Source organism: Acinetobacter variabilis (genome assembly GCF_000369625.1).
GTDB lineage: Bacteria > Pseudomonadota > Gammaproteobacteria > Pseudomonadales > Moraxellaceae > Acinetobacter > Acinetobacter variabilis.
Map to the genome: position 1 here is coordinate 176,958 of NZ_KB850113.1, position 23,926 is coordinate 200,883.

Below are 23,926 nucleotides of genomic sequence, written 5' to 3' on the forward strand. Positions count from 1 at the left end.
AAATTGAAAATTATAGACGAAATGAATGGAGTTATAATCATGAATTCACCAGAAACTTTACCAGAAGACTTTTGTGCTGATCCAGATAATGCATGGACTTTTCCAAAAGTGTTCTATACCTCATCACAGGTTTATGAGCGTGAGAAAGAGGAAATTTTTGCAAAAAGTTGGATCTGTGTTGCTCATGGCAGTGAGTTAGCCAATTCTAATGATTATATTACCCGTAAAGTCATTGATGAAAATATTGTGATTATTCGTGGCAAAGATATGGTGCTACGCGCATTTTATAATGTTTGTCCTCATCGTGGTCATGAGTTACTCAGTGGCAGTGGTAAAGCTAAAAACGTGATTACATGTCCGTATCATGCTTGGACATTTAAGCTTGATGGAAGTTTGGCGTTGGCGCGAAACTGTGACCATGTAGAGAATTTCGATAAAGAAAACTCAAGTATGGTGCCGTTGAAAGTTGAAGAATATGCAGGTTTTGTCTTCATCAATATGGATGACAATGCAACCTGTGTTGAAGATCAACTACCTGGTTTCGCAGCAAAATTAGCTGAAGCTTGTACAGTGGTTAAAGATCTTAAACTTGCGGCTCGTTTTGTCACAGAAACGCCTGCAAACTGGAAAGTGATTGTAGATAACTATCTCGAATGTTATCACTGCGGACCTGCACATCCTGGTTTTGCCGATTCTGTACAAGTGGATAAATACTGGCATACGACTCATCAGAACTGGACATTACAGTATGGCTATGCACGTTCTTCGGAAAAGTCATTTAAAATAGATCCATCTATTACCGACCCAGAGTTTCACGGTTTTTGGACTTGGCCAAGTACCATGTTTAATGTGCCGCCGGGCAGTAATTTCATGACGGTGATTTATGAATTTCCTGTTGATGCTGAAACGACGCTGCAGCATTATGATATTTACTTTACCAATGAAGAGCTAACGCAGGATCAGAAAGATTTAATCGAATGGTATAGAAATGTATTTCGTCCAGAAGATTTAGAATTGGTGGAAAGTGTACAACGTGGTTTGAAATCTCGTGGTTATCGTGGGCAAGGTCGTATTATGACGGATAGAGAGCGTTCAGGAATTAGTGAACATGGTATCGCCTATTTCCAAAACTTAGTATCAAAAATTCATCGTTAGAAATAATGGTTGGATATACTCATCTAGGCTTGCATTGAGTCTAGATGAGTGACGGTGTTACTCGCGATAAAATGTAGAAGGATAGTCAGATGTCAGAATTACACAATAATAGTTTATTTCAGCAAAATGCTTTCATTGATGGCATTTGGATTGAAGCTCAAGACCAACACCGTATAGAAGTGACCAATCCTGCAAATGAAGAATTGATTGGCTCGATTCCAAATATGGGGCAAGTCGAAGCCATACAAGCTGTTGAAAGTTCATATAAAGCATTACAGTCTTGGAAAGCATTAACAGCTCAAGCCCGTGCTGATTTACTGCTTGCTTGGCATAAACTAACCTTAGAACATGCCGATGAATTGGCGCAAATTATGACCATTGAACAGGGCAAACCACTTGCTGAAGCTTTAGGTGAAGTCAAATATGCTGCTTCATTTATTCAGTGGTTTGCTGAAGAAGGCAAACGGATCTATGGTGATGTGATTCCGACAACCAATGCAGGTCAGCGTTTCTTGGTGATTAAGGAACCTGTAGGTGTGGTTGCTGCCATTACACCGTGGAACTTTCCTATTGCGATGATCACTCGTAAGGCTGCACCAGCACTTGCAGCAGGTTGTACCATTGTTATTAAACCTGCCAATGAAACGCCATATTGTGCACTAGCTCTAGCAAAACTGGCAGAACAGGCGGGTATTCCTAAAGGTGTGATTAATGTGGTGACAGGTAAGTCCGCTGAAATTGGTTCAGTCTTTACTTCACATGAAAAAGTTAAAAAATTAACGTTCACAGGTTCTACACCGGTGGGTCGTTTGCTGATGGAGCAATGTGCGCCGACCATTAAAAAACTTGCACTTGAACTTGGAGGTAATGCACCGCTTATCATTTTTGAAGATGCAGACCTCGATAAAGCGGTACAAGGTGCAATACTTGCGAAATATCGCAATGCAGGTCAAACCTGTGTCTGTGCCAACCGTATTTATGTGCATAAAAATATTTATAAGGTATTTAGCGAAAAATTCGTTGCTGCGGTTAAAGCGTTGAAAGTAGGGAATGGCCTTGATGAAGGTACGCAAATTGGTCCTTTAATAAATGAAAAAGCAGTCCTTAAAGCGCAAAAATTGATTGATGATGCATGTGCTAAAGGTGCTTCTATTGCTTGTGGTGGTAAAAAGCATGAACTCGGTTATAGTTTCTTTGAACCGACTGTATTAACGAATGTTGATCAATCGATGGAAATTGTATCTGAAGAAATTTTTGGTCCTGTCGCACCCTTGATTAGTTTTGAAACTGAGGAAGAAGTGATTGCACAGGCAAATGACACCATTTTTGGTTTGGCTGCTTATATTTATACAGAAAATATTTCTCGTATTTTTAAGGTTTCAGAACAATTGGAATATGGCATGGTTGGAATGAATTCCACTGCAATTTCAAATGAGGTCGTGCCATTTGGTGGGGTGAAACAATCAGGTGTTGGTCGTGAAGGTTCTAAATATGGTTTAGAGGAATTTATGACAATCAAATACTTATGTCTTGGTGTTTAATTCTTTTAACACTATAGTATTGCAAATTAGGATTTTAAAATGACTGAGAGTTATCAAATGTTTCCTGCTGTAGTGACGACAGTAGAACAACTCACACCGCTCATTAAGCGTTTTACCTTTAAACGCCAGGATGGTCAGGACTTTCCAGCGTTTACAGGTGGAAGTCATATTATTGTGAAAATGAACGATAAGCTTTCAAATGCTTATTCACTAATGAGTAATCAAAAAGACTTATCTACTTACCAAATATGTGTACGTAAAGATATAGATGGTAAAGGAGGATCAGTCTTTATGCATGATCAGTGTGTAAAAAATTTTCAGCTTGAAATTTCGTCACCAAAAAATTTATTTGAGCTGTCACCACATGGCGAAAAACATATTTTAATTGCTGGTGGTATTGGCATTACTCCATTTATTCCCCAAATGGATGAACTTCTTGAACGTGGCGCTCATTATGAATTGCATTATGCATTCCGTGCACCAGAACATGCTGCCTTGCTGGATGAACTCAAACGAGGTCCGCATACGGATAAAGTTTTTAGTTATATTGATAGTGAAGGCTCAAAACTTGATTTAAATAAAGTAATTGCAGGTCAGCCTAAAGGAACGCATGTGTATGTATGTGGGCCTAAGCCGATGATTGATGTAGTGATCGAGACTTGTAATAAAAATCGTTACCGTGATGAAAATATTCATTGGGAGCAATTCGCTTCTACTCTTCCTGAGAATGGTGAAGCATTTACGATCGTACTGGCTAAATCAAATCAGAGAATTGAAGTGATGGCAGATCAAACCATTCTTCAAGCGATTGAGTCTTTAAATATTGATGTTGAATGCTTATGTCGTGAAGGTGTATGCGGAACGTGCGAGACTGCCATTCTGCAAGGTGAAGCACTGCATTATGACCAATATTTAAGTGATGATGAAAAAGCCTCACAAAAGTCTATGATGATTTGTGTTTCACGTGCGAAAGGCAAAGAAATCACACTTGATCTTTAATTATTCTCCCTTTAACAATTGAGCGAAAGCTCAATTGTTTTTTTTAACCCTCTGCTGAAATTACGTCCTGTTATTTGAAGGACCTAAAACAACTTGATAAGGTGAACCGTACCGTGTTTGTCGGAGACTTTTTTATTTAAGTTAGGCCACCTGACGACCTAACGGGTTAATCTTGTCATATACATTATTTCAAACTCAAAAGGCGATACATAACCCAGTGCACTGTGTACACGCTTTTTATTAAACCAATCCATCCAATTTAATGTCGCAAGTTGCACATCCGCTAAACCTTGCCAATCTGTTTTTAAATATTTAATCACCTCTGTTTTGTATAAGCCGTTCACTAGTTCAGCCAAAGCATTATCATATGAATCACCAGTCGTACCGAGTGATGCTCGTAAATTTGCTGCTTCTAAACGATTGGTATAACGAATGGAAAGATATTGCATACCTCTGTCGGAATGGTGAATCACGTTCTTTGGCATACCTCGATCATGCAATGCTTGCTCCAATGCATCCAGGACCATGTCTGTATTCATACGTGTTGATACTTTTCATCCAACAATTGCTCGTGAGAACACATCAATAATAAAGGCGATATAGACCCAACCTGAATTGGTTTGAATATACGTGAAGTCAGCGACCTGAGCACTGCTTCGCAAGGGTCAGGATGATCAGTATTAAAATTTTGAACATCTAGGCTACGGGTAGTTTGTTTATTCTTACCACGCTAAACACCTTGTGGACCTAGCTTCTGCATCAAGCGAACCATTGTACAGCGCGCAATAATATAGCCTTCACGTTTCAGTTTTTGCCAAACTTTACGTACACCATAACGAACTGAACTTTCTTTCCAAATTCGTTTGATTTGTTCAGCATGATGCTCATCATGTAGATCTCGTTTCGCTCGATGTTCCCTTGCAAAGCGATGCTTTTCATCAACGAGATCTAGGGTTCGATAATAGGTAGAGGCTACGATCGGTAAAATCTTACAAATCGCCTCAACGCCAGATAGGTCTTTATTGTTATGGATGAAATCCACCATTATTTGTGTGGGCGGTCGAGCTCCGCCTGGGCGAAAAAAGCGGCTGCTTTACGTAGAATTTCGTTAGCACGTTGCAGTTCTTTATTTTTACGTTCGAGTTGTTTATTACGTTCTTGATCTGAAAGCTGCTGTACTTTAACTGGATTTTGTTTATCCAGATATTTTTGATGCCAAATACGTAATGTTTCAGGCGTACAACCAATCTTAATGCAATATCTTTGATTGCAGCCCAAGTAGAAAGATAATCTTTTCAGATTCAATCAATAATTGGACCGCTCTATCTCTGATTTCAGGGGTATATTTAGGTTTTTTCATCGGAACACTACGCTTCGCTACGTCTTGCGAGGCAATGCTTCTCATCTCAGAAAGTTTGGTCTTCAACAAACCCGGTACGGTTCACTTTTTTGAATCCGTCAATGCGTAAGTCCTATACTCCATAAACCCTTTAAATTAATTAGGTGGTTTATGTCGCACTTCAAGTTTTACTCTGCCATGCATTCAAAATATTTATAAATTTTAAAAATAGTTTCATGATTTCTTATAAATAAATTATATGAATATTAGACCTCTCGCGAAATTATCATTTTTGACTATTTTAGACTTTGATATTTATTTAAAAATCAACGCTTATCACTGATTAAATTTTGACTAACACAAGAGGTGTATTCTACTTTTGAATAATTGTTCTAAGATTTTTTTTAATTATAATTAAAATTATATATTTGTTTTAAAAAATTATATATTTATTTTAATTGAAAAATAGGGGTGTTGAGTGTTCAATAATTTCTTTACAAAAACGGTTTTATCAGTAGCAATAACCTCCATTTTAATTGGTTGTGGTGGTGGCGGAGGTAATTCTGCATCAAATGGTCCAAATGTAACCACACCACCAGTGGGTGGGGTTGAGAATCCCGATACAGGTACTGGTTCAGATACAGGTACTGGTTCAGATACAGGTACTGGTTCAGATACAGGTACTGGTTCAGATACAGGTACTGGTTCAGGTGATAAAGAACCAACTACAACTCCTGAACAAGATTATGTGTATAAGAAAGAAAACTTTAATGTTGCAGAACCTAATACATCTGCAAATAAAGTAAAAGTTGGTGTTATTGACTCTGGCGTTCGAAAAAATGATATTTTAGAGCATGCAGTTAAAAAAGTTTATAAATACATTGAAGATTATGAAGCAGGTGAGATCACTGTTACCGATCTCACAAACGCAGGAATTGATATTCAGGATTTAAGTATTAACAATCACGGTACTTTAGTTGCAAGCGTTATTGCTGCTAAGTCAAATGGTGATCCAGAGTACGAAAATATTCCTGAGGGTGCTGCTAAAGATATTGCTGAAATCTATGGCGCACGCACTTCAGATCAAAATGGTGGTCTGGGCTATGCATCAGGCGCTCTCCTTGCTATGCAAGACTTGCATGATAAGCATGGTGTGAAATTGTTTAATGGTTCATTTGGGACACGTACTGCCGAAACTGAATACAAGAAAACACTTACTAAATATGCAATGAATTTGGCCGATGGTGGTTCATTGATTGTTTTCTCAACAGGTAATGAAGGTTCTTCTACGCCTAATATTGAAGCCTTGCTTCCAACTTTCGTTGGGGGTGAGGGTATTGAGAAGGGGCTTTTAGCTGCAACTGGTCTAGATTCTACTAAAAAAGCTCTTTACCGTGCAAAAGATGGTACGGGTGCAAATGCGTGTGGGGATGCTGCTCGCTGGTGTATTGCTGCTGATTATGAAGTTCCTGTTTATAGCGAAAATTTAAATGGTAATGCTGTTTTTGTAGGTACATCTGCATCTGCACCTCAAATTACTGCATTGGCTGCTCAAATCTGGTCTAAATATCCTTGGATGACAGCCGATCAAGTGCGTCAAACTATTTTGACTACTGCTGATTATGTTGATGATGGTTCAGGTAAAAAATTATTTAATGAAACTTTTGGTTGGGGTTATTTTAATCAAGCTTCGGCTTTGAAAGGCCCTGAAATGTTTAGCCAAATTTTTGGTGAAACCTTTAATGCAGAAGTTGATTCAGGTCTAGCTATTTTCTCTAACAACATCACTGGTGATGCAGGGTTAGTAAAAGGTGGTAAGGGTACATTGGTACTAAGTGGCAATAACACTTTCTCTGGTAATACTGTTGTAAGTGATGGTGAATTACGTGTGAATGGTAGTATTGAATCTCCATTAACGTCTGTATACAGCACAGGTTTATTAACAGGTGCTGGTGAGGTGGGTGCTGTTGATAATGGTGGTACTGTTTCAACGGAAAAGGGTCGCTTAACTATCGCTGGTGACTACAATCAGTATGAACAAGCAAAATTAGTGTATGGATTGGAACACTATTTAACTGTTACTGGTGCTGCTAATCTAGATGGTGCGTTAGAAGTTACTGCTCAAGATCAAAAAATGGTTACTGCTGGTAAACATGATGTAATTAAAGCAGGTTCTATTACAGGTGATTTTAATACGGTTACTGCTAATAGTGCATTCCTTCAAATCGGTGAAACCACTAAGGATGCTAATACTTATTCAGTAGATGTTCAGTTAAAAGATGCTAAAGTAGCAGGTACTTTGAACGGTGGTCTGTCTAATGCTTCTGGTGATTTAGTTAACCAACTTATGGCTAAAGCGAATGCGCAAGCTGTGAATGGTGAATCAACTGAATTAACCAGCTATGTAGCGAAAGTACAGCAAGCGGTGACTGCTGAGCAAGCACAAGCTGTCTTGAATACTAATGCGGGGGCGTTATTTGCGGAAATACCATCTGTATTATTGCACAACGATGCAATGACCAATGCGCAAGTCGCTCAACGTGCATTCCAAGTATCTAAACAAGGTGTAACAGGTGCGTGGGTAAATGGCGCTTATCAGGAGACTTCTACAAAAGCTAAAGGATGGGATAAGGTTGATTCAGAAATCTCAACTTTGACCGCTGGTTCGGATTTCCAAGTGGCTGATAATGCGATTTTAGGTGCTTATGTTTCAACTTACAAAGATGACTCTAAGTTTTCACAATCAAATGGTACAAGTGAAACTGACCTGACTACCTTTGGTGTTTATGGTAAATGGAATACCGCATCAGACTTGTATTTCGCAGCTAATGCTCAATATGGTTTTGGTGATGTTGAATTTAAACGTAGCGTAACAAACGGTGTGGATTCAGAGCAAAGCAATGCTAAATCTGATTTAGATAAGTATGGTGTATACGGTGAAGTAGGTTATAGCTTCATTAACAATCAATGGTCTGTATCCCCATATGCTGCACTAAGCTTTAACAGTGTTACTTTGGACAAGGTTAATGAATCTAGTGAAATGGGTGTTACTGTTGATGATGTAACAGCTAAAGAAAATAAACTGCACGTAGGTGTTCGATTCGACTATCAAGTTACTAAAAACTTGGCGCTAGGTGGTTATGGTGAATATGCTAATGCGGTAGATCGCTCTTTACCAAATGTTAACTTGGTATCAAACGTAGATAATACTGTTGGTGTGAGCTACCAAGCACCTGCTTACGACAAGGATTACTTCTTGTATGGCATTACATTCAACTATCTAACAAACAACTCTAAATGGAATATGTTTGGTGATGTAGCAGGAAATGCGAAAAATTCTGATGATATACAAGCTCAATTAGGGCTTAAGTATATGTTTTAATGTGAAATTATTTTGTAAAATTTAATCATTAATCAGATTGTTAGGTGAGTTTAAGGCTATTGAAATATCTTATAAATTTTAAATAAATAGGTATTGAAATTTCAATTATGTATGCTTTATTGACCAACATCAAATGTTAACTTAGCTAAATTAGCATATAAAAAAGGCTATTTTCTAGGAAAATAGCCTTTTCTCTTCAAATTGAATGAGAAGATATGTCAAAATTTTGGGAGAAATTGGATTAGCTACTTTTCTAAGAAAGAACGTCTGTTTCTATGAAAAGGTTATGCAAACTTAAGATTTATTAGTTCTAAGCTAAATAAATCTTTGCCACATTTTTTGCCACACTTTTTTTAATGGCTATCACAAACTATCATATGCAAGTAATTGAATAATAGATAATTCAATAACTTATATTAGATAGAAATTGATGTGGTTGAGTTCTAGTGAGTTCAACTCCCGCCATCTCCACCAAAATTCAAATCCATATAGTCTCATATGGTCTGTAAGGGCATGAAAATTAATGATTTTCATGCCCTTTTTGTTTCTTGAAGTTCCTTTGAATCTCTTAAAGTCTCACGCATTGTGTTGGTATAAGTGTTGGTATAAAACTATTTCCAAGTTAAATTTTGGAATAGATAAAGATGTTAAAAGCTCAGGAAATTAAAGATGCAAAACACTCAGGGATTGGCAAAGCTCCTCTTAAATTAAGTGATGGAGGAGGTCTTCAACTTCATGTTTTTGCGAATGGTAGAAAGACATGGATATACTCCTATCGGTTTCAGGGAAAACAAAAAAATATAACCTTAGGAAAATACCCTCAAATGACTACTATTGTGGCAAGGAGCAGTGCTGCAAATTTGAAAAAACAATTAGCAGAAAATCCTGATAAAGAATTAGTATTAACTAATAGAAAACGGCTTTGTTGCACAAACCTATCTGTAAAGGCTTTTTCAGCGATATAATTTTCAAATGAAGAAGCCTACACACAAAATCTACCGCACAACCAATTGGCCCGCATATAACCGAGCACTCATGAGTCGCGGAAATATTGCCATTTGGTTTGATCCTGCTACGCAATGGTATGCGCCATCAAAAGGCAAACAAGGGCGAAATCAAACCTACTCCGACGCAGCTATCCAATGCTGCTTAATGATTAAATCCTTATTCCGTCTATCTTTACGTATAGTCACTGGCTTTGTGCAAAGTCTGATTAAACTTTGCGGATTAAATTGGACCGCACCAGATTACAGTACGCTTTGTAGAAGACAAAAGCATATTGATATTGCAATCAGCTACCAAAAAAGTAGCGATGGGCTGCATCTACTCGTAGACTCTACAGGCATGAAGTTTCTAGGTGAGGGCGAATGGAAACGCAAGAAACATGGAGCTGAATATCGTCGCCAATGGCGTAAACTACATATTGGTATAGATGCCAAAACCCTACAAATACGCGCTATTCAGCTCACAACCAATAATGTCAGTGATTCACAGGTGCTTGGTGATTTACTTAATCAGATTCCACAAGATGAGCAGATTGACTCTGTTTATACCGATGGAGCTTATGACACCAAGCAATGCCGTCAGGTCATTGCAGATCGGCAAGCACATGCGGTGATTCCACCTAGAAAAAATGCGAAACCATGGAAAGATACAAAGAGTAGCTCGCTAGAGCGAAATGAATTACTTCGAACAGTTAAACGTTTAGGCAGGACATTATGGAAAAAATGGTCAGGCTATCATCGCCGCAGTTTGGTGGAAACCAAGATGCATTGCATCAAATTATTAGGCGATAAATTAATGGCAAGAAGCTTTCCTAGTCAGGTGAATGAAATTCATGCACGTGTAGCAGTCCTCAACAGATTTACGGAATTAGGTCGACCACTTACCCAAGTTACGCGTTAAATTTGGCTCAATTAGGGGCGCTTTGCATTTCAAATCTTTGTGCAACAAAGCCGATAAATAATATAAATACAAATACTTATTCATAAAGTTATTTTGTTGGCACGCTTTGTGCTTAATAGAATTTGAGTCAAAGACGACTCTAAAGAAATTTGTAAGACGGCCAATGACGTCCGTTCTGATCGCATCTGGTGTGCAGCGATTCGCATAGCAGATAAGCCTATACGTTCAGTTCTGGAAGGAGATGGTGATGTCTTCAAATTTATATGAAAAGAAAGCAACAAAAATAAGTCTTTTGAATTTCAGCAGCGCAGCAATGAGAGCCTTCCATATGAGTTGGCTCGCGTTTTTTGTCTGCTTCTTTGCCTGGTTCGCCTGTGCACCGCTGATGCCTGTGATCGCGGGTGAATTCAGCTTAACCAAAGATCAAATCGCCAATATCAATATTGCAGCAGTCGCGATCACCATTCTGGTTCGACTGATTGTCGGTCCGCTATGTGACAAATATGGTCCACGGAAAACCTATACCGCCTTACTCGTACTCGGCAGTATCCCGGTCTTTGGTGTGGCCTCTGCGAATAGCTATGAATCCTTTCTGTTTTTCCGCTTACTGATTGGCGCCATTGGTGCCAGTTTCGTCATTACCCAATATCACACCAGCATCATGTTTGCGCCGAATGTCGTGGGTACTGCAAATGCTGCATCAGCAGGTTGGGGAAATGCCGGTGGCGGTGCGACTCAAGCCTTGATGCCATTACTTCTGGCTGCGCTGGTGCTGTTCGGTGTTGAACAGGCGATGGGCTGGAGAATTGCCTTAATTGTTCCAGGCCTGATGATGCTGATCGTCGGTGCATTGTACTGGAAATTTACCCAAGACTGTCCACAAGGCAACTTTAAAGAACTGCGTGCAGCAGGAATTCAGGTTGGTAGCGAGAAAAAAGGTGGCATGGCAATTCTGATGCATGCGGCCCGTAACTACCGTGTCTGGATTTTATTTGGCGCTTATGCGGCCTGTTTCGGTATCGAAATCTTCATTCATAACATCGTAGCCATGTACTACGTAGAAAACTTCAGCTTTGGTTTAAAAGAAGCAGGTATGACCGCCGGGATCTTCGGTCTGCTAGCACTGTTTGCCCGTGCACTGGGTGGCATTGTTTCAGATAAAGTCGCCATCAAAAAAGGCCTGGACGGACGTACCAAAGTGCTGTTTGCCATGATCTTGATGGAAGGCTTATTCCTGATTTTATTCTCGCAAATGAACAGTGCCATGCTGGCCATCATCACAATGACTGTCTTCGCATTATTTACCCACATGGCATGTGGTGCAACGTATGCGCTGGTGCCATTTATTGACCGGGATGCTTTAGGGGGTGTGGCTGGCATTATCGGTGCAGGCGGTAACGTGGGTGCGGTCGCAGCAGGATTCTTACTTAAAGGCATGCTGGATATTCAAACCTGTCTGATGGCACTTGGCGGCCTGGTCGTGATTGCAGCAAGTTTTGTTCTGATGATTCGCTTCTCGGTTGAGCATAAAGCCAAAGAGCAAAAGCTGTATGAAGAAGCTGTCCTTGAACGAAACAACCTAGCTTAAAACACAAGATACAAGATTTAGAAAATTTAGGAGAAGGAATATGAAACTGGTAATGATTGGCCATGGCATGGTAGGACACAAATTTATTGAATCTGTGCTTGAGCATGCAGGTGATGACGTTGAAATCACGATTCTGGCAGAAGAGCCGCGTCTGGCTTATGACCGTGTACATTTAACTGAATATTTCACTGGAAAATCAGCCAAGGATTTAACCCTTTGCCGTAATGACTTTGCAGATGCGTATGGAATTGATTTGCGTTTGAGTACCAAAGCGACTGCAATCGATACTGTTAATAAAACAGTCACCACTAATCATGGCGATGTGATTGCTTATGACAAACTGGTTTTAGCTACCGGCTCCTATGCTTTTGTTCCACCAATTCCAGGCAACGACCGTGAAAATTGCTTTGTTTATCGTACCATTGAAGATCTGGATGCAATCCGGGCAGCGAGCCTGAATGCCAAAAACGGTGTTGTGATCGGTGGTGGTTTGCTGGGTCTGGAAGCGGCAAAAGCGTTGCGTGACCTGAATCTGGAAACGCATGTGGTCGAATTCGCACCACGCCTGATGGCAGTACAGATTGATGATCTTGGGGGTAAAGTATTACGCAGCAAAATCGAAGATCTGGGCGTTAAAGTCCATACCCAAAAAGCCACCTCGTCTATTGAAGATGGTGTCAATGCCAAGCACGTGATGAAGTTTGGTGATGGCGCTGAACTAGAAACCGACATCATCCTGTTCTCTGCGGGGATCCGTCCACGTGACGAACTGGCACGTCAAAGCGGCCTGGCGATTGGTGAGCGCGGCGGGATCATGATCAATGATTATTGTCAGACTTCTCATCCAGATATTTACGCGATTGGTGAATGTGCACTCTGGAATAACAAGATTTTTGGTCTGGTGGCTCCAGGCTATGACATGGCACGTATCGCTGCAAAGCATATACTGCAAGAAGAATGTGCAGCATTTGCTGGCGCGGACATGAGCACCAAGTTGAAACTGATGGGAGTTGATGTTGCATCAGTTGGCGATGCACATGCCATGACACCAGGTTCAATGAGCTACTTCTATGCCGATGAAGCGGCACAGATCTACAAGAAAATTGTAGTCAATGCAGAAAAAACCAAACTGCTCGGTGCAGTGCTGGTGGGTTGTGCTAAAGAATATAACGACCTGCTGCAAATGATGCTGAATGGTCTGGAAATTCCAGAAAATCCGGAAAGCCTGATCATGCCAGGCTTTGACCAAGCAGCAGCGAAAACGGGTGGCACCGGTGTAGATCTGCTTCCAGACAGCGCGACGATTTGTTCATGTAATAACGTATCTAAAGCGGATATCTGTTCAGCGATTGCCGATGGTTCAACTTCTCTCGGTGCTCTTAAAAAATGCACCAAAGCCGCAACGGCTTGTGGTGGCTGTGCACCGCTGGTGACGCAAGTCCTGAAGTCTGAATTACAACGTCAAGGCGTTACCGTAAACAACCATCTCTGCGAACACTTCGCTTATTCACGCCAAGAGCTGTATCACCTGGTACGTGTTAACGAGATCAAAACTTTTGATGACCTGATCCATCAACATGGTCATGGTATGGGCTGTGATATCTGTAAACCGACTGTGGCAAATATATTGGCATCTTGCTGGAATGACTTTGTTCTGAAACCAAGCCATGCCGGCCTGCAAGACAGTAACGACTATTACTTGGGTAATATCCAGAAAGACGGTTCGTACTCAGTCGTGCCACGTATGGCGGGCGGTGAAGTGACACCAGAAGGCCTGATTGCAATTGGTCAAATTGCCAAAGAATATGGCTTGTACACCAAACTGACTGGTGGCCAACGTGTCGATATGTTTGGTGCACAAGTGCATCAATTGCCAGAAATCTGGGAAAAACTGATCAATGCCGGTTTTGAGTCTGGTCATGCCTACGGTAAATCACTACGTACAGTGAAATCTTGTGTCGGTAGCACTTGGTGCCGCTATGGTGTAGATGATTCTGTTGGTTTGGCAATCTTCCTGGAAAATCGTTACAAAGGTCTGCGTTCTCCACACAAACTAAAAATGGCCGTGTCTGGTTGTACCCGTGAATGTGCCGAAGCACAAAGCAAAGACGTCGGTGTGATTGCCACTGAAAAAGGCTGGAACCTGTATGTCTGCGGTAACGGTGGTATGAAACCGCGTCATGCTGAACTGCTGGCATCAGATCTGGATACACAAACTTTAGTCCGCTATATCGACCGTTTCTTCATGTTCTATATCCAGACGGCTGATCGTCTGCAACGTACTTCGGTATGGCGTGACAACCTCGAAGGCGGCCTGGATTACCTGAAAGATGTCGTTGTGAATGACTCATTGGGTCTGGCAACAGAACTCGAGCGTCGTATGGAGCATGTAGTGGGCACTTATCAGGATGAATGGCGTACTGCAGTTGAAGATCCAGAAGTCCGTAAACGTTTCAAAACCTTTATTAATGCCAAGGCTGAACAGCAAAACGATCCGTACGTTCAATTTACTGAAGTGCGTGGTCAGATCCGTCCAAAAACTGAAGCTGAACGCAATGCCAGCCGTATTCCGGTAGTTGAAGCTTGATTCAAAGAATAAAGGAGCAAGAATATGACAATGTTTAAAGATATGAATGAACTGAATTGGGTGGAAGTGTGTGCACTGGATGATATTACCCCGAATACCGGTGTAGGTGCATTAATTGAAAATCAGCAAATTGCTTTGTTCCGTGTAGGTCATGAAAAGCGTGTTTATGCTTTAAGTAACCAGGATCCATTTAGTAAAGCATTTGTAATGTCACGCGGGATTCTGGGTGATCTGCAAGGGGAACGCGTCGTCGCTTCACCGATTTACAAGCAGCATTTCAGTCTGGCAACCGGACGCTGTCTGGAAGATAAAGACCAAAAACTGCTGGTATTTCCAAGCAAGATTGAAAATGGCAAAGTCTGGATCAGTCCGACCCCTCAAAAAACCTATATCACCAATAATGGTACTTCTCAGGAAAAGATGAAGCTGGTTTTGGTGGGTAATGGCCTGGCTGGTATGCGTTGTCTGGAAGACCTGCTGGATATGGCACCTGACCGTTATGAAATTACTGTGATTGGTGAAGAGCCGTGGGGCAACTACAACCGCATTATGTTGTCACCAGTATTGTCTGGTGAGAAAACCATTGATGACATCATGCTGCATCCACATGCCTGGTATGCTGACAAAGGCATCCGTCTGATTGCCGGTGATCCGGCGGTTCGCATCGACCGTCCTCGTAAACACGTATATACCGAAAAGGGCGAAGTGATCAGTTATGACCGCCTGATTCTGGCAACGGGTTCCAAGCCGTTCGTTCCGCCAATTCCGGGGAGTGACTTAAAAGGTGTACTGAGCTTCCGCGACATTTATGACGTCAACAACATGCTGGACTACTGCAAAACCAAGAAAAATGCCGTAGTCATTGGCGGAGGACTTTTAGGTCTGGAAGCAGCGTATGGACTAAAACAGCAAGGCATGAATGTGACTGTATTGCACCTGATGGACCGCATCATGGATCGCCAGCTAGACAGTAAAGCCAGCCAGATGCTGAAAACAGCGATTGAGCAGAAAGGCATTACCATCCTGACTGCAGCGAATACCGAATGCATGATCGGTGAAGAGGGTCATGTGACTCAAGTCAAACTCAAAGACGGGACTGTGCTGGATGCTGATCTGGTGGTGTTTGCCGTGGGGATCCGTCCAAACATGGCTTTAGCACAAAGTGCAGGCTTACGTTGTAACCGTGGTGTATTAGTGAATGACACCATGCAGACTTTTGACCCAAGTATTTATGCGGTGGGTGAATGTATTGAACATCGAGGTCAAACTTTTGGGCTGGTTGAACCACTTTGGGGCCAGGCGTTTATTTGTGCATCACATCTGGCCGAGCATGGCAGTCTGACGTTCAAAGCGCCAACTGTTCCGACTCAGCTGAAAGTAAGTGGCTGTGATGTATTTTCGGCAGGTGACTTCGAGCCAAAAGAGGATTTTGAAGATATCGTGCTAAATGATGAGAAACGTCAGATCTATAAACGCATTATTATTCAAAAAGATAGAGTAATTGGTGCCGTGCTGTTTGGGGATACTGAGGATGGTGCCTGGTATGCTGAGCTAATTGCAGATCAGACACCGATCACTTCGATTCGAAATAAACTGCTGTTTGGTCGGGATTTTGCATTAAAGAAAGCAGGGTAATCCATCACATAAATCTTCCCTAACCCCTCTTTAAAAAGAGGGGAATCTCCCTCCTTTAACAAAGGAGGGTTGGGGAGGATTAAAGCTTTTGAGACCAAGAAAAAATTTAAATCAAACCTGTAAAAGCTAGACATTTTAGATTTGGCGAGATAAGTGAATTTAGATGATTAAGGAGCACAGCAGCAATGAATAGTATCCCAGTAGTGGAACTGCATAGCTCCACAGAATTAAAAACTAAAACCACACAGACCACTTGCCCATATTGTGGCGTGGGTTGTGGTGTGACTGCACATGTAACGCCGACCACATCAGGCCCGAAAGTGACTGTTGAAGGCGATGCCAACCATCCTTCTAATTACGGCAAGTTATGCATCAAAGGTAGTAATCTGGCAGATACTTTAGGACTGGGAACCCGTTTACTGCAGCCAATGCTGGGTCGTAAAGATCAGCGTGAAGTTACCAGTTGGGATACTGCAGTTTCTTCCATTGCCAATAAATTCCAGCAATGCATCGATCAATATGGCCGAGACAGTATTGCATTTTATGTCTCAGGTCAGTTGCTGACCGAAGATTATTATGTGGTGAATAAATTCGTCAAAGGCTATCTCGGTACGGCGAATATTGATACCAATTCACGCCTGTGTATGTCTTCAGCTGTTGCTGCACATAAACGAGCTTTTGGTGAAGATCTGGTTCCAGCCAGCTACGAAGATTTTGAACATACCGATATGGTGGTACTGGTCGGTTCCAATACCGCTTGGTGCCATCCAGTGCTGTATCAGCGCATTATGAAAGCCAAGGAACAACGTGACCTGTTTGTAGTGGTGATTGATCCGCGTTTTACCAGTACCTGTGAAGCAGCAGATCTGCATCTGCCTATTCTGCCAGGGCAAGACGTTGCACTATTTAATGGCCTATTACAGTACTTATATCAGCATGGTGATGTAGATCAGGAATTTGTTGCTGCACATACCCAAGGGCTGGAACAGGCCTTGGCCAGCAGTACTGCGGAAGCTTCGATTGAAGATGTTGCGGCACGCACCGGTATTTCAGCGGGTAAGCTGAGTCAATTCTTTGAAAAATTTGCCCAGACTGACAAAGTCATGACGTTGTTCTCCATGGGCGTAAATCAGTCATCCCGTGGCGTAGATAAAGCCAACAGTATTATTAACTGCCATTTGCTCACCGGAAAAATTGGTAAGCTCGGTGCAGCCCCATTCTCTATGACCGGCCAGCCAAATGCGATGGGCGGCCGTGATGTCGGTGGCTTGGCCAATATGCTGGCAGCCCATATGGATTTAGAGAACCCGGAGCATCAACAGCTGGTGCAAAACTTCTGGCAAAGTCCATATATTGCCAAGCAAGCGGGTTTTAAGGCAGTTGATCTATTCCAGGCAGTCGAAAGCGGCAAGATCAAAGCCATCTGGATCATGGCCACAAATCCGGTCGTCAGCTTGCCCGATGCCGATCAAGTGAAGCGTGCTCTGGATAAATGTGAATTCGTAGTGGTCTCTGATATCTGTCAGGATACGGATACTACTCAATATGCTGATATATTACTTCCAGCTTTAGGCTGGGGCGAAAAAGATGGAACCGTCACCAATTCGGAACGCCGTATTTCAAGGCAACATGCCTTTTTAGATGCGCCGGGTGAAGCCAAAGCTGACTGGTGGGCGATTGCACAGGTGGCGAAGCAAATGGGCTTCAGAGGGTTTGATTTTCACAATAGTCATGAAATTTTTAAAGAGCATGCCGAGCTCTCTGCCTATCAGAATGTAGAAATTTCCGAAGGTCTAGAAACCCCATATTTCCGTTATTTTAATCTGCAAGGCTTAAGCAATTTAACCGCAGAAGAATATGAGCAACTGGAACCAGTGCAATGGCCGGTTTGGGGTAAACAGCAACCTGCTCAATCTGTAGGAAGATTATTTGCCCAAGGCCAGTTCAGTCATGCTGATGGTAAAGCAAGATTTATTGCAACTACTGCAATTGATCCGGTCAATCAGGTTTCCAGTGAATATCCTTTAATTCTGAATACTGGTCGGATTCGTGACCAATGGCATACTATGAGCCGCACTGGATTATCTGCAAATCTCAGCACACATCGTGCTGAACCTTATTGTGAGATTCATCCACATGATGCTTTGAAATACGGGATTAAAGATGGCGAGCTGGTAGAAGTCAAATCGCAATGGGGCAATTGTGTCTTGCGTGCGACTATTAGTGACAATATCCGCCGTGGACAGGTCTTTGCCCCGATTCACTGGAATGATCAGGTCGCATCCGATGCCCGGATTGGCAAGGTGGTGAATCCGGTAGTGGATGCTATTTCGGGTGAGCCAGAATTCAAGCATACTCCGGTTATCATCCATCCATTTTATAGCCAGTGGCAAGGCGTATTTTATGTGCGTCAAGGCTTTGAAAAAATCGTACAGCCGTCGATTGAAGCCACCGTGTGGTGGACTAAAATCACTACCAGCAAGGCCATACGTTATGAACTGGCAGACCGGAAGAAATTTAGCTACACCACTGAGCATTTAAAAGAATTATTGCCATTTCAGGATGAAAGTTTTGAATGGCTGAATCTCGAAGATCAGACCGCCCACATTAGTCATAGTGTGATACTTCAGGATGGTCATGTGATTGCCAGCCTATATATTGCACCGAAGGCCTTATTGCCGGACCGCGACTGGGTAGCAAGTCTGTTTAAACGTGAACGTTTAAGTGCTATGCACCGTAAAGCCTTACTTGCCGGACAGCCGATGTCGATGGCAAATAATGAAGGTCCACTGGTGTGTAGCTGTTTTAAAGTCGGTAAAAACCGCATCATTGAAACTATTAAAACTAAAAATATTACGGATGAAAAACAGGTGACCGCATGTTTAAAAGCCGGAGGGAATTGTGGTTCGTGTTTACCTGAAATCCGTGGCCTGATTAAAACATGTCAATTGGAGACGGTAGAATGAAAAAAGGAGCCGAGAGAGAAAATAATAAAACAGCCTATCCACGTACTGATCTGGTAATTCTGGCGGGTGGACAGGCAAGACGCATGAATGGCATCAATAAACTGTTGCAGAAATTTGATGACCAGATTCAGCTGATCAAGATTCACCAACAGCTGAAATCGAATGTTGCACAGGTCTGGATTAACAGCCATCGCGACTATTCCATTTACCAGAAACTTATTCCTAGTGTTCATTATTATCAAGATGATGAGCCAGGATTCCAGGGGCCGTTAATGGGCATGAAAAGTGCCTGGTCGCATGTACAGTCGGATTATGTGCTGTTTGTTCCTTGTGACGTAACTTATATTCCTTCCAGAGTATTGCTCAAGTTGCACCAGGCTCTAGCCAAAAACAGCCTGGCTGAAGTGGCCTATGTGGAAATTAACGGCAAGCCACTTTATCCATTTTGTCTGGTCAAACGCAGTAGTCTGGCAACCTTGAATTTATATCTTGAACAGGAACAGCGCAGCCTTAAACACTGTTTTGCTGATTTGCACGCACAAGTGGCACGTTTTAAAAATCGTGCGCTATTTTTTCACAGTATTAACTCGCTGGATGAACTGCAACAGTATCAACAGCTCAAATTTCTGCACTAAAAACTGAATATTTTGCTTTTGGCACAAAGTTGGAACACTTATTGCAAATCTAATTATTACAAGATTGGGCGATTTGAGTTTCGCGCACTGTATATGTGCAACAACTCACCCAATGCCTGAAGATGGATGTTCAACATGAATATGATGACACAGCTTAAAAATGATGCCTTGTTTGTCGATCAATTCGGTCGTGGCAAGCGCAAGCTAAGGATTTCAGTGACCGATCGCTGCAATTTTAAATGTGTTTATTGTATGCCGGAACATCCGGAATGGATGAAAAAACACGATCTGCTCAGTTTTGAAGAGCTGTATCAGTTTTGCGATTTTATGGTGCATCATGGCATCCAGTATATCCGCATTACTGGTGGTGAGCCTTTAATGCGTCAGGGAGTGGTTCATTTTGTTGAACAACTGCAAGCGTTGAAAAAGCTGGGATTACAACGTATTTCCATGACCACCAATGCGCATTACTTAAAACAATATGCACAAGCCTTAAAGCAGGCGGGACTTGATGATCTGAATATTAGTTTGGACAGTCTGGATGCTGATCAGTTTAAGCAGCTAACTCAAAAAGATTTGGCACCTGTGCTGGAAGGAATTCAGGCAGCACAAGCCGCTGGATTACCGATTAAGATCAATACCGTATTGATGCAGGGTATCAATGATAATCAGATCCTGCCATTAGCGCGCTGGTCAGTTCAGCAAAATATTGTCCTGCGCTTTATCGAATTTATGCCACTTGATGGTGATCACAATTGGTCTACTGAGTATGTAGTCAGTGAACAATACATTTTAGAAACTTTGGCGACTGAATTTACGCTCACTCAAAAAACTAATAATACTTCCCAATCAGCTTCGGAACCCGCACGCCAGTATCTGATTGATGGCCATCCGATTGGAATTATCTCAACTATTACCAATTCATTTTGTGGCAGCTGCGACCGCTTGCGATTGACTGCACAAGGTGAATTTTACAATTGCCTGTTTGCACCTCAAGGCTTGAATCTTAAAAATGAAATCAAATCACTAAATTCATCTACCGCTCTAAGTGAGTTGAATTTGTATGGCGCTTTATCCCGATATATCTGGAACAAAGAACAGGGCTTTCACGCCATAGAGCAGCGCTTAAAAAATCAAAGTATGAATCAAAACAGCCGCAAAATTAGTATGTACATGATAGGAGGCTAAGATGTCACAGATCAGAATCAGAATTGAAGCCTTCGGTGCGGTAGAACGACAGTTACCGCAAGATCTCGAAATTATTTGTAAATCTCAAAGTACCGTATCTGAAGTTTTGAATCAGGTAGGACAAGATTATCCAGATGCATTTGGCATGATTGAACGCTGTGCCTGTGCCATCGGTGAAGACATCATTTCACGTCAGACACCTCTTAATGCTGACAGTACTTTGGTGCTGTTGTCACCTGTAGCAGGAGGCTGAAATGAGCGAATTCAAGCAATTTTCTAGGATTCAGAATACTGCTTTAGATCTGGAAAGTTTTGATCCGATCCAGTCTTTTCCTGAATGTGGTGGAGTCGGCGTATTTATCGGAACGGTACGCAATCACCATGAAGGTAAAGCGGTCAAGGCACTGAAATATACGGCCTATGCACCTGTTGCAGAAAAAATGATTCGCCAGATTGAACAGGAAATCCAGGCCAAATACGGCGTATCCTATGTGCGGGTGATTCATCGAATTGGGGCATTAGATATTGGTGAAAAAGCCATTATCGCGATTGCTTATGCTGCACATCGACGTGAGGCTTTTGCCGCTTGTGAGGAAGCAGTGGAGCGGGTTAAACATGAAGTACCAGTCTGGAAAGAAGAGTTTTATATGGATGGCAGCAGTCAATATGTTGAGGGATGTTGTATCCGTAAAGATGTAGAAACTGCTCACATGCATCATCATCCAAAACATTCAGATGAGACGCATCAACATTGCCATCATGCCAAAGAGAATACGCCATTCATCTATCAATGGCCAATATAAGTCAGAACATACACACGTTTAAAGAAGAAATGAACTATAGGATCATGCAATGAAAAATGTCGGGATGAAAGCAGAAAGTTATCGGACTGCAGTAGCTACAGGGATTCTGCATGCACCGCCACATTGCATTGAATTATTACGGAATGGCAATACGGAAAAGGGTGATGCACTAAAGACAGCTCGCATCGCCGGGATTTTAGGGGCTAAACGAACCGATGAACTGATTCCACTTTGTCATCCCTTACCAATTTATCGTGCAGATGTGGAGTATGAGCTGTGTGATGCGCATGTCGAAATTATTGCCACAGTAGAGACTATTGGTCCAACTGGTGTGGAAATGGAAGCTTTGACTGCCGTTAGTCTGGCTGGATTGACCCTTTACGATATGCTCAAACCACATTGTGAACCGGAAGATCTATGTCTGGATCAATGTAAATTACAAAAGAAAAAAGGCGGTAAATCGCATTTTACCCGTGTCTTAAAAGAAGCCTTGCCAGCATCCATCATTGTGCTTTCAGATACAGTCGCTGCCGGTAAAAAACCGGATACAGCAGGGCAAAATGTCCTAAAAATATTACAAGAAGCCAATTTTGAAAATATTGCCTATCAGGTAATTCCAGACGACCCTGAACAGTTATTGGCACTAGTTGAACAGCAAAAAAATGACTATCCATTGATCCTGACTGTGGGTGGAACAGGCCTAGGTCCTAAAGATCTAACGGTTGAAACTTTACAGCCTTTACTGAAACGGAAAATTCCTGGACTCATGGAAGCTTCACGCAGTTTCGGGCAGAAACGCACGCCTTATGCGGCTTTAAGTCGTGGCGTTGCTGGCTATATTGATAACAGTTTGGTAATGACTTTACCGGGCAGCCGACAAGGGGCAAAAGAATCTTTAATTGCTGTACTACCAGCGTTGGTACATTTATTTGATGTGCAAAAAAATATTCCACATCAAGGCGGTTATCAATAATGTCTGGATGCGGAGCAGAACATGATCTGATTACAGTCGATCAGGCTTTAGAATTAATTTTGCAGCATACTCAAGTGTTAGCAACTGAACGATTGAAGTTGAATCAGGCCTTAAATCGTTATCTGGCAGAAGATATTTATTCTGGGATTAATCTACCGTTATTTTCGCAAAGTGCCGTAGATGGTTATGCGTTGTGTACCCAATCTGCAATTGAACCAGAAAGTGAGTTTCAGCTCATCGGTGAAATTCGGGCGGGACAACAGGATGAGATAGAACTCCAAGCCGGACAAGCGGTGCGGATTTTTACCGGTGCTAAAATTCCGCTTGGGGCTACTACGGTCGCACGACAGGAAATTGTTCAAGTGATTGATTCATCCAGAATCAAAATTACGGAACAGCTTAAAGTTCATGCCGATATTCGCGATGTGGGCGAAGAAATTTCAGCCGGGCAATTATTAGCCAATAAAGGTCAGCAACTGTCAGTCGGTGCAATTGCCTCTTTAAGTATGGCGGGGATCAATACTGTTGAGGTTCTTCAATATCCTAAAGTGGCTGTAGTTATTACAGGTGATGAAGTTGCTGAAAGTATAGAAGACTTTGTAGCGGGTAAAATCTTTGATGCCAACGGTCCCTTGATTGAAGCTTGGTTTCAGCAAGTCGGGCAGCAAGTTGAAATTTTTCATGTTGCAGATACTGAGGCGGCAGTACGGAATCTCATTCAAGAATTATCAGCAAGCCATGACCTGATTTTAACCACGGGTGGGGTATCTGTCGGAGATTATGATTTCATTCGGCCTGTAGCACTAAATTTAGGTTTCGAACAGATATTCTGGAAAGTAAAACAGAAGCCGGGCAAGCCGATGTTCTTTGCTCAGTTACAGCGCGATGATAGTTCACATTGTTATCTGCTGGGTTTACCGGGAAATCCCGCAGCAGTGTATGTGGGCATACAGATATACACCGCAACTTTATTAAATGCCTTACAAGGACACAAATCTCAGCCGAACTGGTTTAATGCTGTACTCACCCATGATCTAAAAATGGATGCCAGAGAGCGCTTTTTAAGAATGTCCGCCAGTTTTGAGCAGTCGGTTTTACGAGTTAAAAGTCTGCCCAAACAGCAATCACATATGCTGAGCAATCTCATGCAGGCCAATTGTCTGGTTCGAATTCCGGCAGGAAAAAGCCTAAAAGAAGGGGATATTGTTCAAGGTTTATTTATTCACTGAT

The 23,926-nt window shown here is 42.0% G+C and carries 16 protein-coding genes, 1 pseudogene and 1 other annotated feature; of the genes and pseudogenes, 16 read left to right on the forward strand and 1 reads right to left on the reverse strand.

Translation table 11 applies throughout. The features are described 5' to 3' along the window. Positions 1-39 precede the first annotated feature (39 nt). The 3 genes from cntA to cntB all read left to right on the forward strand — a co-directional run bounded on the left by cntA (position 40) and on the right by cntB (position 3,695). Positions 40-1,155 carry a carnitine monooxygenase subunit alpha gene (gene cntA, locus F897_RS06565; protein WP_005234406.1) on the forward strand — a complete coding sequence of 372 codons (1,116 nt, stop codon included), beginning with the start codon at positions 40-42 and terminating at the stop codon, positions 1,153-1,155. An 89-nt stretch (positions 1,156-1,244) separates the two neighbouring features. Beyond that, positions 1,245-2,696: an NAD-dependent succinate-semialdehyde dehydrogenase gene (locus F897_RS06570; RefSeq protein WP_005234415.1), complete on the forward strand. Its 1,452-nt coding sequence runs from the start codon at positions 1,245-1,247 to the stop codon at positions 2,694-2,696. Between the two features lie 39 nt (positions 2,697-2,735). Further along, on the forward strand, positions 2,736-3,695 hold the full coding sequence (gene cntB, locus F897_RS06575; RefSeq protein ID WP_005234416.1) for a carnitine monooxygenase, reductase subunit CntB: 960 nt from the start codon (positions 2,736-2,738) through the stop codon (positions 3,693-3,695). Between the two features lie 141 nt (positions 3,696-3,836). Here the strand turns inward: cntB and F897_RS16990 are convergent. Continuing rightward, a pseudogene (locus tag F897_RS16990) lies at positions 3,837-5,055 on the reverse strand (IS3 family transposase). Next, positions 4,665-4,782, reverse strand: a sequence feature (AL1L pseudoknot). It overlaps the preceding pseudogene by 118 nt. 457 nt (positions 5,056-5,512) lie before the next feature. Between F897_RS16990 and F897_RS06595 the strand changes: the two are divergent. The 13 genes from F897_RS06595 to F897_RS06655 all read left to right on the forward strand — a co-directional run bounded on the left by F897_RS06595 (position 5,513) and on the right by F897_RS06655 (position 23,925). Continuing rightward, the gene (locus F897_RS06595; protein WP_005234422.1) at positions 5,513-8,416 is read left to right on the forward strand and encodes an autotransporter domain-containing protein; all 2,904 of its coding nucleotides are present in this window, start codon (positions 5,513-5,515) and stop codon (positions 8,414-8,416) included. 644 nt (positions 8,417-9,060) lie between these two features. Next, on the forward strand, positions 9,061-9,381 hold the full coding sequence (locus F897_RS06600; protein WP_005234424.1) for an Arm DNA-binding domain-containing protein: 321 nt from the start codon (positions 9,061-9,063) through the stop codon (positions 9,379-9,381). 7 nt (positions 9,382-9,388) lie between these two features. After that, positions 9,389-10,321 (forward strand): IS5-like element IS17 family transposase, encoded by a 933-nt coding sequence (locus tag F897_RS06605; RefSeq protein WP_082188706.1) that lies wholly within the window; start codon positions 9,389-9,391, stop codon positions 10,319-10,321. Positions 10,322-10,568: 247 nt separating this feature from the next. Continuing rightward, positions 10,569-11,909 carry an MFS transporter gene (locus tag F897_RS06610; RefSeq protein ID WP_005234426.1) on the forward strand — a complete coding sequence of 447 codons (1,341 nt, stop codon included), beginning with the start codon at positions 10,569-10,571 and terminating at the stop codon, positions 11,907-11,909. Positions 11,910-11,949: 40 nt separating this feature from the next. Next, positions 11,950-14,496 carry a nitrite reductase large subunit NirB gene (gene nirB / locus F897_RS06615; protein ID WP_005234427.1) on the forward strand — a complete coding sequence of 849 codons (2,547 nt, stop codon included), beginning with the start codon at positions 11,950-11,952 and terminating at the stop codon, positions 14,494-14,496. 24 nt (positions 14,497-14,520) lie between these two features. Then, the gene (gene nirD / locus F897_RS06620; protein ID WP_005234429.1) at positions 14,521-16,131 is read left to right on the forward strand and encodes a nitrite reductase small subunit NirD; all 1,611 of its coding nucleotides are present in this window, start codon (positions 14,521-14,523) and stop codon (positions 16,129-16,131) included. Between the two features lie 185 nt (positions 16,132-16,316). Next, on the forward strand, positions 16,317-19,097 hold the full coding sequence (locus F897_RS06625) for a nitrate reductase (RefSeq protein ID WP_005234430.1): 2,781 nt from the start codon (positions 16,317-16,319) through the stop codon (positions 19,095-19,097). Beyond that, on the forward strand, positions 19,094-19,732 hold the full coding sequence (gene mobA, locus F897_RS06630; protein WP_005234432.1) for a molybdenum cofactor guanylyltransferase: 639 nt from the start codon (positions 19,094-19,096) through the stop codon (positions 19,730-19,732). The genes F897_RS06625 and mobA overlap by 4 nt, the downstream gene beginning before the upstream one ends. 135 nt (positions 19,733-19,867) lie before the next feature. After that, positions 19,868-20,920, forward strand: a complete 1,053-nt coding sequence (moaA, locus tag F897_RS06635) for a GTP 3',8-cyclase MoaA (protein WP_005234435.1) — start codon at positions 19,868-19,870, stop codon at positions 20,918-20,920. 1 nt (position 20,921) lies between these two features. Further along, the gene (locus F897_RS06640) at positions 20,922-21,173 is read left to right on the forward strand and encodes a MoaD/ThiS family protein (protein ID WP_005234437.1); all 252 of its coding nucleotides are present in this window, start codon (positions 20,922-20,924) and stop codon (positions 21,171-21,173) included. Between the two features lies 1 nt (position 21,174). Then, positions 21,175-21,723, forward strand: coding sequence for a molybdenum cofactor biosynthesis protein MoaE (locus F897_RS06645; protein ID WP_005234438.1), 549 nt, complete (start codon positions 21,175-21,177; stop codon positions 21,721-21,723). Between the two features lie 49 nt (positions 21,724-21,772). Beyond that, positions 21,773-22,696 carry a bifunctional molybdenum cofactor biosynthesis protein MoaC/MoaB gene (moaCB, locus tag F897_RS06650; protein WP_005234440.1) on the forward strand — a complete coding sequence of 308 codons (924 nt, stop codon included), beginning with the start codon at positions 21,773-21,775 and terminating at the stop codon, positions 22,694-22,696. Continuing rightward, positions 22,696-23,925 (forward strand): molybdopterin molybdotransferase MoeA, encoded by a 1,230-nt coding sequence (locus tag F897_RS06655; RefSeq protein ID WP_005234442.1) that lies wholly within the window; start codon positions 22,696-22,698, stop codon positions 23,923-23,925. Before moaCB ends, F897_RS06655 begins: the two co-directional genes overlap by 1 nt. The last annotated feature ends 1 nt before the right edge of the window (position 23,926 follow it).